The organism is Streptomyces canarius (assembly GCF_014650735.1).
In the GTDB taxonomy this organism is placed as follows: Bacteria; Actinomycetota; Actinomycetes; order Streptomycetales; family Streptomycetaceae; genus Streptomyces; species Streptomyces olivaceoviridis.
The window spans coordinates 45,853-60,442 of record NZ_BMVN01000033.1; the positions used below are offsets into that span (position 1 = coordinate 45,853).

Genomic DNA, 14,590 nt, shown 5'->3' on the forward strand with positions numbered 1-14,590 from the left:
GGCTCCCGCCCACGCCCTCCCCCTCCGGATGTCCGGATCTGCAAGTTACCCGACATTGCTGCCATGCGGGGGCGGCTCCTAGCGTGATCGGCGTACCCACCACACCACCGAGGAGAGGGCGGTCATGCCCACCACGACGCTGCGCGAACTGAACGGCCTCGACCAGACCCCGGCCACACCGGCCGGCTCCACGCTGATCCTGGTCGACTACCAGAACACCTACACGCGGGGCGTGCTGGAGCTGGCCGGCTGGGACGCCGCGCTCGACGCCGCGGCCGGACTGCTGGCGACGGCGCGGGCCGCGGGCGCCCGGGTGATCCACGTCGTCCACGACGGCGGCCCGGGCACCCCGTACGACATCCGCGCCGAGATCGGTCGGATCCACCCCCGGGTCGCCCCCGCCGACGGCGAGCCCGTCGTCGTGAAGGGCGCCCCCGACGCGTTCCACGGCACCGACCTGGGCGAGCACGTGGACGCCGCCGGCCACCAGGACGTGGTGATCGCCGGCTTCATGACCCACATGTGCGTCCTGTTCACCGCCCAGGGCGCGTTCCTGCGCGGCAACCGCCCCACCGTGGTGGCCGACGCCTGCGCGACCCGCCCCCTGCGCACCCCGCACGCCGAGGTGACCGCGGATCAGCTCCACCACAGCGCCCTCGCCACCGTCGCCGACCTCTACGGCGTGGTCGTACCGTCGGCGTCCGCGCTGACCTGAGCCGGGCACGCCGAGGCCCCGCCGTTCCCGGGGGAGCGGCGGGGCCTCGGTCGGCGCCTGGGCGCGTCTGTCACACGTCGAAGTACAGCTCGAACTCGTGCGGGTGCGGGCGCAGCTGGAGCGGGGCGATCTCGTTGGTGCGCTTGAAGTCGATCCACGTCTCGATCAGGTCGGACGTGAACACGTCGCCCTGGAGGAGGAACTCGTGGTCGGCCTCCAGCGCGTCGAGGACGGCGTTCAGCGAGGTCGGGACCTGGGCGACGTTCGCGTGCTCCTCGGGAGCCAGCTCGTACAGGTCCTTGTCGATCGGCTCGGCCGGCTCGATCTTGTTCTTGATGCCGTCCAGGCCCGCGAGGAGCAGGGCCGAGAAGGCCAGGTACGGGTTGCCGGAGGAGTCGGGCGCGCGGAACTCGACGCGCTTGGCCTTCGGGTTGGAGCCCGTGATCGGGATACGCATCGCGGCGGAGCGGTTGCGCTGCGAGTACACCAGGTTGATCGGCGCCTCGAAGCCCGGCACCAGACGGTGGTACGAGTTCACCGTCGGGTTGGTGAAGGCCAGCAGCGACGGGGCGTGCCTGAGGATGCCGCCGATGTAGTAACGGGCCATGTCCGACAGGCCCGCGTAGCCGGCCTCGTCGTAGAACAGCGGGTCGCCGTTGCTCCACAGCGACTGGTGCACGTGCATGCCCGAGCCGTTGTCACCGAAGATCGGCTTCGGCATGAAGGTCGCGGTCTTGCCGTTGCGCCAGGCGACGTTCTTCACGATGTACTTGAAGAGCTGGAGGTCGTCGGCGGCGGCGAGCAGGGTGTTGAACTTGTAGTTGATCTCCGCCTGGCCGGCCGTGCCCACCTCGTGGTGCTGGCGCTCGACCTTCAGGCCGGACCGCTCCAGCTCCAGGGAGATCTCGGCGCGCAGGTCGGCGAAGTGGTCGACCGGGGCCACCGGGAAGTAGCCGCCCTTGTAGCGGACCTTGTACCCGCGGTTGTTCTCCAGGGCGCCGGTGTTCCAGGCGCCCGCCTCGGAGTCGATGTGGTAGAAGGACTCGTTCGCGGAGGTGGCGAAACGGACGCTGTCGAAGACGTAGAACTCGGCCTCGGGACCGAAGTACGCGGTGTCCGCGATCCCGGTCGACGCCAGGTACGCCTCCGCCTTCTTGGCCACGTTGCGCGGGTCACGGGAGTACTGCTCGCCCGTGATCGGGTCGTGGATGAAGAAGTTGATGTTAAGGGTCTTGTCACGGCGGAACGGGTCCACACGGGCCGTGGACAGGTCGGCACGCAGAGCCATGTCGGACTCGTGGATGGCCTGGAAACCACGGATCGAGGATCCGTCGAAGGCCAGCTCCTCGTCCGGGTCGAACGCCTCAACGGGCACCGTGAAGTGCTGCATGACGCCCGGCAGGTCGCAGAAGCGGACGTCGACGAACTTGACGTCCTCGTCCGCGATGAACTTCTTGGCCTCGTCGGCGTTCTGGAACATCCAGCTCCTCCTACTCCCGACCGTCCTCGCCGGGGTGGTAGATCGTTCGTGCGGCCAGTGCGGTGGCACACGCTGGCCTCGACCCTAGGGACGGGTGATTTCTCGGGCGTGACCCGTTTGTTTCGCAGAAGTTAACCGGCCACATGTCCACCGTAGCCCCGACACACCCCTGTGCGTAGTGCCCGAAACCGGGCACAGTACCGTGGAGGCGTGGACAACAGGCAGGCAATCGGATCGTGGCTCTCCGGACCGCGCGCGGCCATGGAAGAGGCGGGCGCCGACTTCGGGTACCGGGGCGAACAGCTCGGTCTCCCGGAGCACGGGCCGAACTCGATCGCACGGCCCGGACGGCGCCTCGGCGCACTCGCCGTGGACTGGGCGCTGTGCGTCCTGATCGCATACGGCCTGATCACGGACGGCTACCGCGCCCCCGCGACGAGCAACTGGGCGCTCGGTGTCTTCTTCGTCCTGAGCGTCCTGACCGTCGGCACGGTCGGCTTCACCCCCGGCAAGCGCCTCTTCGGCATCCGGGTCGTGGCCCTGCGGACGGGCACGGTCAACCCGGGGCGCGCCCTGCTGCGCAGCGTCCTGCTCTGCCTCGCGATCCCCGCCCTGGTCTGGGACCGCGACGGCCGCGGCCTGCACGACCGGCTCGCGAAGACGGTCGAGGTACGGATCTGACCGAGCGACTTCGGTGATCGTCGGGGACGGCCGGGGTACGCGTCCGACCGCGTGGTCCCGGCGGCCACCGGCCACGCCACCGGGATCACCCGCCTCACCCCCTCCGCGGCACCGCCGTCACCCCTTCCGCAGCACCACCCTCAGTGCCGCCCGCAGCTCCCCCTCCGGGTCGGTCGCGGCGGACGTCGCGCGCCAGGCCACGAAGCCGTCCGGCCGTACCAGCACCGCCCCGTCCGCCGTCGTGCCGTGGAGCGCCGCCCAGTCGGTGCCGGCTCCGGGGCCGTTCCCGTCGTAGGCGAGGTCGGCGTTCGCGCCCGTACCGATCCGGTACGCCTCCAGGCGTACGCCGTCCGTGCGGGCGATCCCCCGGGCGGCGGAGTGCCAGGCCCCGCCCGCGGTCGACCCGGCGTCGCAGAGCAGCACCAGTGACCGCTCGTAGAGGTCGATCGTGGAGAGCCGGTCGCCCGCGCGGCGCAGCCACAGGTGCGGCGCCCGGCTGCCCGGGTCCGCGGTCAGCCGCACCTCGTCGGGTACGACCGGCTGGGCGGGGTCGGCGCCGATGAGGGCGCCCTCCAGGTAGCGGTAGGCGAGGACGACGGGGAGGATGCCGCTGCGCGGGCCGCCGCCGACGCCGGGCGTGGGCGCGAAGCCCGGGTGGCTGTGCTCCACCGAGCGGGCGGAGGCGCGGGCGCTGGTCGCCAGCGCGACGGGCCGGCGCTCGGTGTCGTACGTCTCCAGCAGGTCGGGCCCGGCCCAGCCGTCGAGGACGGCGGACAGTTTCCAGGCCAGGTTGTGGGCGTCCTGGATGCCGGTGTTGGAGCCGAAGGCGCCGGTCGGGGACATCTCGTGGGCGGAGTCGCCGGCCAGCAGCACCCGGCCCGCCGTGTACCGCTCGGCGACGCGTTCGGCGGCGCGCCACGACGCCTTGCCGGTGATCTCGACGTCCAGGTCGGGGACGCCGACGGCCAGCCGGATGTGCCGCTGGAGCCGCTCCTCGGTGAACTCCTCCAGCGTCTCGCCCTGCTCCGGGTGCCAGGGCGCGTGGAAGACCCAGTGCTCCTTGTTGTCGACCGGCAGCAGGGCGCCGTCGGCCTCCGGGTTGGTGAGGTAGCAGCAGATGAAGTGCCGGTCGCCGACCGTCTCGGCGAGCAGCTTGGACCGGAAGGTGACGCTCACGTTCGCGAAGAGGTCGCCGGGGCCGCTCTGCCCGATGCCGAGCCGGCGCCGGACGGGGCTGCGCGGGCCGTCGCACGCGACCAGGTAGTCCGCGCGGACCGTGTACAGCTCGTCGCTGTCCCGGTCCCGGACGAACGCCGTCACTCCTTCGGGGTCCTGTTCGAAGCCCTCCAGCTCGTGGAAGTACCGCAGGTCCCCGCCGAGCGCGCGGGCCCCCTTCAGCAGCACCGGCTCCAGGTCGTTCTGGCTGCACAGGCACCAGGCCGTGGGGCTGAACCTGGCCAGCCCGCCGCCCGGGTCGATGTGCTTGAACAGCCATTCGCCGGCGTCGCCGACCAGGGTCGGGGTCTGGAGGATGCCGTGGTTGGCCGCGAGCAGCGAGGCCGCCGCCTTGATGTCCGGCTCGATGCCGGCCACCCGGTACAGCTCCATCGTCCGCAGGTTGTTGCCGCGGCCACGCGGGTGGATCGAGGTCCCGGAGTGCCGCTCGACGAGCATGTGGGGTACGCCGAGACGGCCCAGGAACAGGGAGAGGGACAGGCCCACCAGCGAACCGCCCACGACGAGGACGGGCACCTGGTGATCGGCTTTGTGCTGCATCAAGGCTCCAGAGGCAGGGTCGGGATGTGAGGCGCGTTGCTGTTTCTGTGCCCTGTGGGACGGCTTTCGCGTGCGCAATCACCCACGTGGTTCACGCGAGTCGCGCGTTGTGCGGGAAGCGGCACAGGATCAAGAAGCACTGACGTCGCGTCATCGGCGGCCGGCGTTCGCCTCTGCCCCCGTGAAGGAGATGCGCAGCATGACCACCTTGTCGGAAAAGATGTCGGACCAGTCGACGCGCCAGGTGTCGAAGAGGGTCTCCCAGTCCGTGTTCGACGGCTCCCGTCTCCGGGTCGTCCTGCTCGTGGACGTCAACGACGGCGCCCAGCAGCAGTTCCTGGAGGCATACGAGCAGCTGTGCAACCAGGTGGCGCAGGTGCCCGGCCACGTCAGCGACCAGCTGTGCCAGTCGATCGAGAACCCCTCCCAATGGCTCATCACCAGCGAGTGGGAGAGTGCCCCGCCGTTCCTCACCTGGGTGAACAGCGAGGAGCACGTGCGGATGGTGGAACCGCTGCACAACTGCGTCCGGGACACCCGGTCGCTGCGGTTCCACATCGTCCGCGAGACCGGCGGCGCGCCGGCCGGGGCGGCGTCACGGCGCCGGCTCCAGGCGTCCCCGCGGATCGGGGACGGCGTGATCCGGCACGCGCTGACCTTCACGGTCAGGCCGGGCAGCGAGGAGAAGGTCGCGGGGATCCTCGCGGACTACGCCTCGCCCCAGGCGCGCGTCGACGAGACGACCCGGCTGTGCCGCACCTCCCTGTTCATGCACGGCAACCGGGTCGTGCGGGCCATCGAGGTGCGCGGCGACCTGCTCGCGGCGCTGCGGCACGTCGCCCGGCAGCCCGAGGTGCGGGCCGTCGAGGAGGCCATCAACCCCTACCTGGAGCAGGAGCGGGACCTGGGCGACCAGGAGTCCGCGCGGGTGTTCTTCACCCGGGCGGCGCTGCCGGCCGTGCACCACGTCACCGCGGACGAACTCGCCGAGGGCGAGCGGCAGGCGCTGTACTACCCGGCCCGGCCGGACTGCGGGATGCGGCTGGCGGAGCTGCTCGCCCAGCAGGACGAGGCGGCTGCGGGGGACCCGGACAGCCCGGTGCTGCGCAGCACGATCTTCCAGCGCGACGACGTCGTCGTCCGGCTGGTCGACGTACGTCCCGGCGCCCGCGCTCTGCTGCCGGAGCCCGGTCGTCAGGCCGCGCTGGGCACCCTGCTGGACGGCGAGCCCGTCGGCATGGACCTCGTCACCGACCGCCGCTCGCCGGACGCCTGAGCCCGGCAGGCCAGCACACCAACGGAGGAACGTCGTGATCAAATCCCTTCCGAAGATCGTGGACCTCAGCGAGATCGAGCCCAACACCCGGCGCGGCGGCGATCTGCGCGCCATGCTCACCCCGGCCACGGTGGGCTCCACCAGCGGCTTCATGGGCGTGGCCATCGTGCAGCCCGGCGACCGCATCGGTGAGCACTACCACCCCTACTCCGAGGAGTTCGTGTACGTCCTGTGCGGACAGCTGGAGGTGGACCTGGACGGTGAGCCGCTCCCGCTGAAGCCCGAGCAGGGGCTGATGATCCCCATCAACATGCGGCACCGCTTCCGCAACGTCGGCAACGTGGAGGCGCGGATCGTCTTCCACCTGGGCCCGCTGGCCCCCCGGCCGGCCCTCGGCCACGTCGACACCGAGGAGACGGAGGCCGTCGCCGTCGCCGCCGATCCGGCCGACCGGGCACGGGTCCGCTCATGAACCGGCGCGTGGCGGTCACCGGCATAGGCGTCGTCGCCCCGGGAGGGATCGGCGTACCGGCGTTCTGGGATCTGCTCGCCGACGGCCGTACCGCGACGCGGGGCATCACGTTCTTCGACCCGACCGGGCTCAGGTCCCGGATCGCCGCCGAGTGCGACTTCGACCCCGCCGCGTACGGCCTGGACGCCGAGCAGGTCGAACGGGCGGACCGGTACATACAGTTCGCCCTGGTCGCCGGCGAGGAGGCGCTCCGGGACTCCGGTCTCGACCTCGGGCTTGAGAACCCCTGGCGGGTCGGCGTCTCCGTGGGCACCGCTGTCGGCGGCACCACCCGGCTGGAGCACGACTACGTCCTGGTCAGCCATCGCGGGCAGCGCTGGGACGTCGACCACACCGGGGCGGAGCCGCAGCTGCACCGGGCGTTCTCGCCGAGCACCGCGGCCTCCGCGGTGGCGGAACGTTTCGGCGCCCAGGGTCCCGTGCAGACCGTGTCCACCGGCTGCACCTCGGGACTCGACGCGGTCGGGTACGCCTTCCACACCGTCCAGGAAGGCCGCGCCGACATATGCATCGCGGGAGCCTCGGACTCTCCGATCTCCCCGATCACCATGGCCTGCTTCGACGCGATCAAGGCCACCTCACCGAACAACGACGACCCCGCGCACGCCTCCCGGCCCTTCGACAACAACCGTGACGGCTTCGTCATGGGCGAGGGCGGCGCGGTGCTGGTCCTGGAGGAACTGGAGCACGCCCGGGCCCGCGGTGCCCACGTGTACTGCGAGTTCGGCGGCTACGCCACCTTCGGCAACGCCTACCACATGACCGGCCTGACCAAGGAGGGCCTGGAGATGGCGCGGGCCATTGACAACGCCCTCGACCAGGCGCGTCTCGACCCCACGGCGATCGACTACGTCAACGCGCACGGTTCCGGCACCCGGCAGAACGACCGCCACGAGACGGCGGCCGTGAAGCGGGCGCTCGGCCACCACGCCTACGACACCCCGATGAGCTCCATCAAATCCATGGTGGGGCACTCCCTCGGGGCGATCGGCGCCATCGAACTCGTCGCCTGCGTCCTGGCCCTCGCCAAGCAGGTCGTCCCGCCGACCGCGAACTACGAGATCCCCGACCCCGAGTGCGACCTGGACTACGTCCCGCGCGTCGCCCGCGAACGGAAACTGACCAGCGTGCTGTCCGTGGGCAGCGGGTTCGGCGGCTTCCAGTCCGCGGTGATCCTGACCCGGCCGAGGGAGTGAGGACACGATGAGCGAACCGCAGGACCGGCACGCGACCATCACCGGCATCGGGGTGGTCGCGCCCAACGGCACCACCACCGGCACCTTCTGGAAGGCCACCCAGGAGGGCCTCAGCGTCCTCGACCGGGTCACCCGCGAGGGCTGTGAGCACCTTCCCCTCAAGGTGGCCGGTGAGGTCCGCGCCTTCGAACCGGCCGCCACGATCGAGGAGCGCTTCCTCGTCCAGACCGACCGGTTCACGCACTACGCCATGGCCGCGGCCGACTTCGCACTGGACGACGCCCGGCTCGCGCTGGCCGACATCCCCGACGCGCCGTACTCCATCGGCGTGGTCACCGCCGCCGGGTCCGGCGGCGGCGAGTTCGGCCAGCGCGAACTCCAGCAACTGTGGGGCAAGGGGAGCCGGTTCGTCGGGCCGTACCAGTCCATCGCCTGGTTCTACGCCGCGAGCACCGGCCAGGTGTCCATCCGCCGCGGCTTCAAGGGACCCTGCTCGGTCGTCGCCTCCGACGAGGCCGGCGGTCTGGACGCCCTCGCCCACGCGGCCCGGGCCGTGCGGCGCGGCACCGACGTGATCGTGGCCGGCTCCACCGAGGCGCCGCTCGCGCCGTACTCGATGGTCTGCCAGCTCGGCTACGAGGAACTGAGCAGGGAGACGGACCCGTCCCGGGCCTACCGCCCGTTCACGGACGGGGCCTGCGGGTTCGTGCCCGCCGAGGGCGGCGGGATGCTCGTGGTCGAGGCGGCCGGAGCCGCCCGGGCCCGCGGCGCCGACATCAAGGCCGTCGTGGCCGGCCACGGGGCCACCTTCACCGGCGCCTCCCGCTGGGACCGGACCCGGGAGGGGCTCGCCCAGGCCGTCCGGCAGGCCCTGGCGGAGGCCCGGTGCGCCCCCGAGGAGGTCGACGTCGTCTTCGCCGACGCCCTCGGGGTACCGGAGGCCGACCGGGCCGAGGCGCTGGCGATCGCCGACGCCCTCGGCGAGCACGGCACCCGGGTACCGGTCACCGCACCCAAGACCGGGATCGGCCGGGGGTACGGCGCGGCCCCCGTCCTGGACACCGCGGCGGCCGTGCTCGCGATGGAGCACGGCCTGATCCCGCCGACGCCGAACGTCTTCGACGTCTGCCACGACCTCGACCTCGTGACCGGCAGCGCCCGCGCCGCCGAACTGCGGACGGCACTGATCCTCAGCCGCGGACTCATGGGGTCGAACTCGGCGCTGGTGCTGCGACGCGGCACCGCGCAGTGAGTACAGAGAAGGAGGAGAGCACATGCCCCAGATCACCGTGGAAGAACTCGCCGCACTGATGAAGAAGGCCGCCGGTGTGACCGTCAGCCCGCAGCAGCTGAAGGAGAAGCCGGACACCGGCTTCGACGTCCTCGGTGTCGACTCGCTCGGCCTGCTCGGCATCGTCGGCGAGCTGGAGAACACGCACGGCACCCCGATGCCGGTCGACGCCGAGCGCTGCAAGACACCCCAGCAGTTCCTCAACCTCGTCAACAGCACCCTGATGGCAGGAGCCTGACATGGCAGGACACACCCAGAACGAGATCACCATCGCCGCCCCGCTGGACCTGGTCTGGGACATGACCAACGACCTGGAGCGCTGGCCCCAGCTGTTCAGCGAGTACGCGTCGGTGGAGGTCCTCAAGAAGGAGGGCGACAAGACGACGTTCCGGCTCACCATGCACCCGGACGAGAACGGCACCGTCTGGAGCTGGGTCTCCGAGCGCGAGCCGGACCGCGCCACCCGCACCGTCAGGGCCCGCCGGGTGGAGACCGGGCCCTTCGCCCACATGGACATCCACTGGCGGTACGAGGAGGTCCCCGCCGGCACCCGGATGGTCTGGACCCAGGACTTCGCGATGAAGCCGGACGCGCCGGTCGACGACGACTGGATGACCGACAACATCAACAAGAACTCGAAGATCCAGCTGGAGCTGATCCGGCAGAAGATCGAGAAGGCGGCGGCCGGCGAGCGGCCCGCCCCGGCCCTGGCCGACTGAGCCGGACAGGAGACGACCGTGCACCAGGCCCTGATCGTCGCCCGCATGGCCCCGGGCTCCGCCACCGACATCGCCAAGGTGTTCGCGGAGTCCGACCGGGGAGAGCTGCCGCACCTCGTCGGAGTCGTCCGGCGCAGCCTCTTCCAGTTCGGCGACGTGTACATGCACCTGATCGAGTCCGAGCGGGAGCCGGGACCGGCCATCGCCAAGGTCACCTCCCATCCCGATTTCAAGGAGGTCAGCGAGCGGCTGTCGGCGTACGTCAGCGCGTACGACCCGCAGACCTGGCGGTCCCCGAAGGACGCCATGGCAGAGCGCTTCTACCTCTGGGAGCGCGACGCCGGCTGAGCACTCCGCCGGAACAGCGGTGAGGGCAGTTCCCCGCGCCCCTTCGGGGCGCGGGGAGCCGGTCATGCGGGGACGATGCAGTCGAACGCGTGCAGATACGGGTTGACCGGCCGGATGTCGCGGACCGCCAGGCCCGCCGCCTCCAGCCGTCCGACCATGCTGTCGGTGGTGTGCTTGGCCCCGCCGACGTTCAGGAGCAGCAGCAGGTCCATGGCCGTGCTGAACCGCATCGACGGGGTGTCGTCGACGAGGTTCTCGATCACCACCACCCGGGTGCCGGGACCGCCCGCCGCGACCACGTTGCCCAGCAGCCGGGCCGTGGACTCGTCGTCCCACTCCAGGATGTTCTTGATGATGTAGACGTCGGCCTCGACCGGGACCGCCTCCCGGACGTCGCCGGGCACGATCCGCGCGCGGTCGGCGAGGTCGCCGCCCTCGCGCAGCCGCGGCAGGGCGTTCTCCACCACCCGGGGCAGGTCGAGCAGGCTGCCGCGCATCGCCGGGTACTTGTCCAGCAGGCACGCCACCACATGCCCCTGGCCGCCGCCGATGTCCGCGACCGAGCTGCTGCCGGACAGGTCCAGCAGGGCCGCCACCTCACGCGCCGACTGCTCGCTGGAGCGGGTCATCGCGCGGTTGAAGACGTCCGCGGACTCGGGGGCGTCCTCGTTGAGGTAGCAGAAGAACTCCTTGTCGTAGAGGTCCTCCACGACGTTCCGGCCGGTGCGCACGGCCCGGTCCAGCAGTGGCCAGGCGTCCCAGGTCCACGGCTCGGTGCACCACATGGCGATGGCCCGCAGGCTGTTCGGGTCGTCCTCGCGCAGCAGCCGGGACATCTCGGTGTGGGCGAACGTCCCGTCCGGCCGCTCGGCGAAGACGCCGTAGCAGGACAGGGCGCGCAGCAGCCGGCGCAGCGGCTTCGGCTCGGCGCGCACCTCGGCCGCCAGGGTCTCCACGGTCATGGGGGCGTCCCCGAGCGCGTCGGCGACGCCCAGCCGGGCGGCGGCGCGGACCGCGGCGGCGCAGGCCGCCCCGAACACGAGCTCGCGCAGCCGCATCGGCGGGGGAGGGGAGGGAGGTGCCCCCGGCTCGGGGGGAGCAGAGGGCGCGCGGGATGGTGCGGTCATGTGCCGCCTTCCTTCCTTGCGTGGATCGGTTACGGCCGTCCGGTCAGCACAGGCCCGCGGGCTTGGAGACCCGGCAGGAGTTGCCGGTGAAGGCGTTGCGGGTCTTGGCGGCTTCCTGGTTGACGAGGTCCGCCGGGGAGTTGTTCGCCAGATGGTTGGCGGTGATCCGGTTCTGCTCGCTCGTGGCGCCCACGAAGCTCTTGAACAGGACGATGCCGCCCGACAGCGGGGACTTGCCCGTGTGCCCGGTGACCCTGTTCCGCGTCACCAGGGCCTTCTCGGTGCCGGTCAGCACGATGCCCGAGCCCTTCAGATAGGGCAGCCGGGCGGTCTTCGGGCAGAACTTGTTGTTCCGGTCGACCAGGTTGTCGCTGACGGTGAGGGCGCCGGCCCGAGGCTTGTTCTCGTCGCCGACGACGAACACGCCCGCGCAGTTGCCGAGGACGTAGTTGCGGGTGACGGCGAGGTTGCGCAGCCGGCGGACGGTGATGCCGATCCGGTTGGCCTCCAGCCGGTTGTGGTCGATCACCGCGCCCTTGCTGTCCGTGGCCCCCTGCTCGGCCTTGACGTTGTTGGCGAGGAAGATCCCCGCGTCCCCGTTGCTCCGGGCGGTGTTGTTGCGGAACACGCCGCGGGTGGAGTGCTCCTGGGCGATGCCCCACTGGCCGTTGTGCTCGGCGATCACACGCTTCACGGTCAGGTGGTCGGTGCCCATGGTGAACACGCCGGACTTGGCGAAGCCGGTCACCTTGAGGTCGGAGACGGTGACGTCCTTGACGGGCTTGTTCTTGCCCCCGACCACACAGATGCCGTTGCCGTCCGAGAGGCAGGTGACGGCGGCCTTCTTGCCGTGCGGCGCGGGCTTGGTCTTCTTCTTGGGGGGCTGGATCACGGTGCCGGGGCCCGCGCCTCGCAGGGTGAGGCCCGCCGTCTTCACCGTGACGCTCTCACGGTAGGTGCCGGCGAGCACGAACACGGTGTCGCCGGCCTTGGCGGAGTTGACCGCCTTCTGGATCGACTGACCCGGATGCACCACGAGGGTCTTGTGGGCAGCGGACGCCGGAGCGGCGCCGATGACCGTGCCGACGAGGGTCGTGGCGCATGCCAGGTACGCAATGTGTCGTTTTGTCACATTCCGAAGGCTAGGAGCGTATGAGCCGATTACCGGCCGGATACTCCGTTCGGCGGCGTGTCCACGCCAGGGGCCGGGTCAGCGCCCCCGGGGCCCGCCCTTGGGCAGCTTCATGCCCTTCGGCATGGGCCCCTTCGGCAGCGGCATGTTGCTCATCAGGTCGCCCAGCGCCCGCAGCCGGTCGTTGGTGGCCGTCACCTGGGGACCGGTCAGCACGCGCGGGAGCTTCAGCATCGTCGTGCGGAGCTTCTTCAGCTCGACCTGGCCCTCGCCGTTGCCGACGATCAGGTCGTGCACCGGCACGTCGGCGACGATGCGGTTCATCTTCTTCTTCTCGGCGGCCAGCAGGCTCTTCACCCGGTTCGGGTTGCCCTCGGCGACCAGCACGATGCCGGCCTTGCCGACGGCCCGGTGCACCACGTCCTGGCTGCGGTTCATCGCCACCGCCGGCGTCGTCGTCCAGCCCCGGCCGATGTTGTCCAGCACGGCCGCGGCGGCGCCCGGCTGGCCCTCCATCTGACCGAACGCGGCCCGCTCGGCGCGGCGGCCGAACACGATCGCGGTCGCCAGCAGGGCGATCAGCAGGCCGAAGATGCCCAGGTAGACCGGGTGCCCGATCAGGAAGCCGATCGCGAGGAAGACACCGAGGGTGCCGATGCCGACGGCCGCGAGTACAAGACCGATCTTCTTGTCGGCCTTGCGGGTCATCTTGTACGTGAGGGCGATCTGCTTCAGTCGCCCTGCGTTCGCGGCGTCCGCCGCGGTTTCCTTCCTCGCCATGCCACGAAGTCTACGTGCCCCCGGGAGCGCGGACGACGGCAGTGCCCGGCGGGCGGCACGGGCCCGCCGGGGCGGCGTCAGGACTGGCCGGCGGCCTGGTCCAGGAACCGCTGGGCCTCGACCCGGTCCTTGGCGCGGCGGCGGTCCTCCAGGACGGAGGTCCAGGCGTTACGGCGGGCGGTGCGCTGACCGCCGCTCAGGAGCAGCGACTCCACGGCGCGCAGGGCGCCGGTGAAGGACGGGATGGCGGTGGCGCGTACGGGTGCGGCCTGCATGATCGAGGTCCCCCCTCTGAGCGATGGAGATACGGGGCGTGATAAGAGAGTCACTGATTGGTGTTACCAGGGCGTGACCGACCGGTCAAACACGCATGAAGCCTTGGTGCGAGGGGCTGGAACGCCGACGCGGCCCCGACGGCGCCCTCATCAGCGAGGACGGTCGAGACCGCGTCGTCTCGGCCATTACTGACCGGTAGGAACTTGTGCGCGAATTCACACGCGCGGCTCACACCGCCTGGGCGGCGACGTACGTGCCACGCTTCTCCACGGCCATCTGGTACAGCCGCCCGGCGCGGTAGGAGGAGCGCACCAGCGGGCCGGACATCACACCGGAGAAGCCGATCTGCTCGGCCTCCTCCTTCAGCTCCACGAACTCCTGCGGCTTCACCCAGCGCTCCACCGGGTGGTGGCGCACCGACGGGCGCAGGTACTGGGTGATGGTGACCAGCTCGCAGCCCGCGTCGTGCAGCTGCTTCAGCGCCTCGCTGACCTCCTCGCGGGTCTCGCCCATGCCGAGGATCAGGTTCGACTTGGTCACCAGGCCGTAGTCGCGGGCCTCGGTGATGACCTTCAGGGAACGCTCGTAGCGGAAGCCGGGGCGGATCCGCTTGAAGATCCTCGGGACCGTCTCGACGTTGTGCGCGAAGACCTCGGGGCGGGAGGCGAACACCTCGGCGAGCTGCTCGGGGACCGCGTTGAAGTCCGGGGCCAGCAGCTCCACCTTCGTCCGGCCGCCCTCGCGGTCCGCCGTCTGCTGGTGGATCTGGCGCACGGTCTCCGCGTACAGCCAGGCGCCGCCGTCCTCCAGGTCGTCGCGGGCGACGCCGGTGATGGTGGCGTAGTTCAGGTCCATGGTGACCACGGACTCGCCCACGCGGCGCGGCTCGTCCCGGTCCAGTGCCTCGGGCTTGCCGGTGTCGATCTGGCAGAAGTCACAGCGCCGGGTGCACTGGTCGCCGCCGATGAGGAAGGTGGCCTCGCGGTCCTCCCAGCACTCGTAGATGTTCGGACAGCCGGCTTCCTGGCACACCGTGTGCAGCCCCTCGCTCTTCACGAGGTTCTGCATCTTCGTGTATTCGGGGCCCATTTTCGCCCGGGTCTTGATCCACTCGGGCTTGCGCTCGATGGGGGTCTGGCTGTTGCGGACCTCAAGGCGCAGCATTTTGCGTCCGTCGGGTGCGACTGCGGACACGACCGGCTCCCTGTGACTTCGATTCTTCGGCGTACCCCAGGGTACGCCGATACTGTGTGCGCCCTGC

At 70.8% G+C, this 14,590-nt stretch carries 16 protein-coding genes; 9 read left to right on the forward strand and 7 right to left on the reverse strand.

Annotated elements, in window-relative coordinates; all coding sequences use genetic code 11:
- Window positions 1-124 precede the first annotated feature (124 nt).
- Window positions 125-715, forward strand: coding sequence for an isochorismatase family protein (locus IE294_RS33480; protein ID WP_189892388.1), 591 nt, complete (start codon window positions 125-127; stop codon window positions 713-715).
- A 70-nt stretch (window positions 716-785) separates the two neighbouring features.
- On the opposite strand, the gene glnA is transcribed toward IE294_RS33480, so the two are convergent.
- Complete coding sequence (gene glnA / locus IE294_RS33485) at window positions 786-2,195, reverse strand: type I glutamate--ammonia ligase (RefSeq protein WP_189892390.1); 1,410 nt, start codon at window positions 2,193-2,195, stop codon at window positions 786-788.
- A gap of 210 nt (window positions 2,196-2,405) precedes the next feature.
- On the opposite strand from glnA, the gene IE294_RS33490 reads away from it, so the two are divergent.
- The gene (locus IE294_RS33490; RefSeq protein ID WP_189892392.1) at window positions 2,406-2,876 is read left to right on the forward strand and encodes an RDD family protein; all 471 of its coding nucleotides are present in this window, start codon (window positions 2,406-2,408) and stop codon (window positions 2,874-2,876) included.
- 117 nt (window positions 2,877-2,993) lie between these two features.
- Here IE294_RS33490 and IE294_RS33495 read toward each other — a convergent pair whose 3' ends face one another.
- The gene (locus tag IE294_RS33495) at window positions 2,994-4,652 is read right to left on the reverse strand and encodes an FAD-dependent oxidoreductase (RefSeq protein ID WP_189892393.1); all 1,659 of its coding nucleotides are present in this window, start codon (window positions 4,650-4,652) and stop codon (window positions 2,994-2,996) included.
- A gap of 199 nt (window positions 4,653-4,851) precedes the next feature.
- On the opposite strand from IE294_RS33495, the gene IE294_RS33500 reads away from it, so the two are divergent.
- The 7 genes from IE294_RS33500 to IE294_RS33530 are packed head-to-tail and all read left to right on the forward strand — an operon-like array spanning window position 4,852 to window position 10,014.
- The gene (locus IE294_RS33500; protein WP_189892395.1) at window positions 4,852-5,928 is read left to right on the forward strand and encodes a SchA/CurD-like domain-containing protein; all 1,077 of its coding nucleotides are present in this window, start codon (window positions 4,852-4,854) and stop codon (window positions 5,926-5,928) included.
- A 34-nt stretch (window positions 5,929-5,962) separates the two neighbouring features.
- Window positions 5,963-6,400: a cupin domain-containing protein gene (locus IE294_RS33505; RefSeq protein WP_229917544.1), complete on the forward strand. Its 438-nt coding sequence runs from the start codon at window positions 5,963-5,965 to the stop codon at window positions 6,398-6,400.
- Window positions 6,397-7,656 carry a beta-ketoacyl-[acyl-carrier-protein] synthase family protein gene (locus IE294_RS33510; protein ID WP_189892396.1) on the forward strand — a complete coding sequence of 420 codons (1,260 nt, stop codon included), beginning with the start codon at window positions 6,397-6,399 and terminating at the stop codon, window positions 7,654-7,656. The genes IE294_RS33505 and IE294_RS33510 overlap by 4 nt, the downstream gene beginning before the upstream one ends.
- A 7-nt stretch (window positions 7,657-7,663) precedes the next feature.
- Window positions 7,664-8,908, forward strand: coding sequence for a beta-ketoacyl synthase N-terminal-like domain-containing protein (locus IE294_RS33515; protein WP_189892399.1), 1,245 nt, complete (start codon window positions 7,664-7,666; stop codon window positions 8,906-8,908).
- Window positions 8,909-8,930: 22 nt separating this feature from the next.
- Complete coding sequence (locus tag IE294_RS33520) at window positions 8,931-9,185, forward strand: acyl carrier protein (protein ID WP_014672284.1); 255 nt, start codon at window positions 8,931-8,933, stop codon at window positions 9,183-9,185.
- Between the two features lies 1 nt (window position 9,186).
- Window positions 9,187-9,666, forward strand: coding sequence for an SRPBCC family protein (locus IE294_RS33525; RefSeq protein ID WP_189892401.1), 480 nt, complete (start codon window positions 9,187-9,189; stop codon window positions 9,664-9,666).
- An 18-nt stretch (window positions 9,667-9,684) separates the two neighbouring features.
- Window positions 9,685-10,014, forward strand: a complete 330-nt coding sequence (locus tag IE294_RS33530) for a TcmI family type II polyketide cyclase (RefSeq protein ID WP_189819364.1) — start codon at window positions 9,685-9,687, stop codon at window positions 10,012-10,014.
- A gap of 62 nt (window positions 10,015-10,076) precedes the next feature.
- On the opposite strand, the gene IE294_RS33535 is transcribed toward IE294_RS33530, so the two are convergent.
- From IE294_RS33535 to lipA, 5 genes are all read right to left on the reverse strand, one after another.
- Window positions 10,077-11,141: a methyltransferase gene (locus IE294_RS33535; protein ID WP_229917547.1), complete on the reverse strand. Its 1,065-nt coding sequence runs from the start codon at window positions 11,139-11,141 to the stop codon at window positions 10,077-10,079.
- Between the two features lie 43 nt (window positions 11,142-11,184).
- Window positions 11,185-12,273, reverse strand: coding sequence for a right-handed parallel beta-helix repeat-containing protein (locus IE294_RS33540; RefSeq protein ID WP_189892403.1), 1,089 nt, complete (start codon window positions 12,271-12,273; stop codon window positions 11,185-11,187).
- 78 nt (window positions 12,274-12,351) lie between these two features.
- Window positions 12,352-13,053, reverse strand: coding sequence for a DUF4191 domain-containing protein (locus IE294_RS33545; RefSeq protein ID WP_103817970.1), 702 nt, complete (start codon window positions 13,051-13,053; stop codon window positions 12,352-12,354).
- Between the two features lie 77 nt (window positions 13,054-13,130).
- Complete coding sequence (locus IE294_RS33550) at window positions 13,131-13,328, reverse strand: SCO2195 family GlnR-regulated protein (RefSeq protein ID WP_014672278.1); 198 nt, start codon at window positions 13,326-13,328, stop codon at window positions 13,131-13,133.
- Window positions 13,329-13,557: 229 nt separating this feature from the next.
- Window positions 13,558-14,523, reverse strand: a complete 966-nt coding sequence (lipA, locus tag IE294_RS33555) for a lipoyl synthase (RefSeq protein WP_030656676.1) — start codon at window positions 14,521-14,523, stop codon at window positions 13,558-13,560.
- Window positions 14,524-14,590 lie beyond the last annotated feature (67 nt).

What these genes read in the sequence shown, in the direction of transcription:
- IE294_RS33545 (WP_103817970.1), bottom strand. Translation starts at nt 13,053, where the DNA reads ATGGCGAGGAAGGAAACCGCGGCGGACGCCGCGAACGCAGGGCGACTG.
- IE294_RS33500 (WP_189892395.1), top strand. Translation starts at nt 4,852, where the DNA reads ATGACCACCTTGTCGGAAAAGATGTCGGACCAGTCGACGCGCCAGGTG.
- IE294_RS33520 (WP_014672284.1), top strand. Translation starts at nt 8,931, where the DNA reads ATGCCCCAGATCACCGTGGAAGAACTCGCCGCACTGATGAAGAAGGCC.
- IE294_RS33535 (WP_229917547.1), bottom strand. Translation starts at nt 11,141, where the DNA reads ATGACCGCACCATCCCGCGCGCCCTCTGCTCCCCCCGAGCCGGGGGCA.
- IE294_RS33550 (WP_014672278.1), bottom strand. Translation starts at nt 13,328, where the DNA reads ATGCAGGCCGCACCCGTACGCGCCACCGCCATCCCGTCCTTCACCGGC.
- IE294_RS33515 (WP_189892399.1), top strand. Translation starts at nt 7,664, where the DNA reads ATGAGCGAACCGCAGGACCGGCACGCGACCATCACCGGCATCGGGGTG.
- IE294_RS33510 (WP_189892396.1), top strand. Translation starts at nt 6,397, where the DNA reads ATGAACCGGCGCGTGGCGGTCACCGGCATAGGCGTCGTCGCCCCGGGA.
- IE294_RS33525 (WP_189892401.1), top strand. Translation starts at nt 9,187, where the DNA reads ATGGCAGGACACACCCAGAACGAGATCACCATCGCCGCCCCGCTGGAC.
- glnA (WP_189892390.1), bottom strand. Translation starts at nt 2,195, where the DNA reads ATGTTCCAGAACGCCGACGAGGCCAAGAAGTTCATCGCGGACGAGGAC.
- IE294_RS33480 (WP_189892388.1), top strand. Translation starts at nt 125, where the DNA reads ATGCCCACCACGACGCTGCGCGAACTGAACGGCCTCGACCAGACCCCG.
- IE294_RS33495 (WP_189892393.1), bottom strand. Translation starts at nt 4,652, where the DNA reads ATGCAGCACAAAGCCGATCACCAGGTGCCCGTCCTCGTCGTGGGCGGT.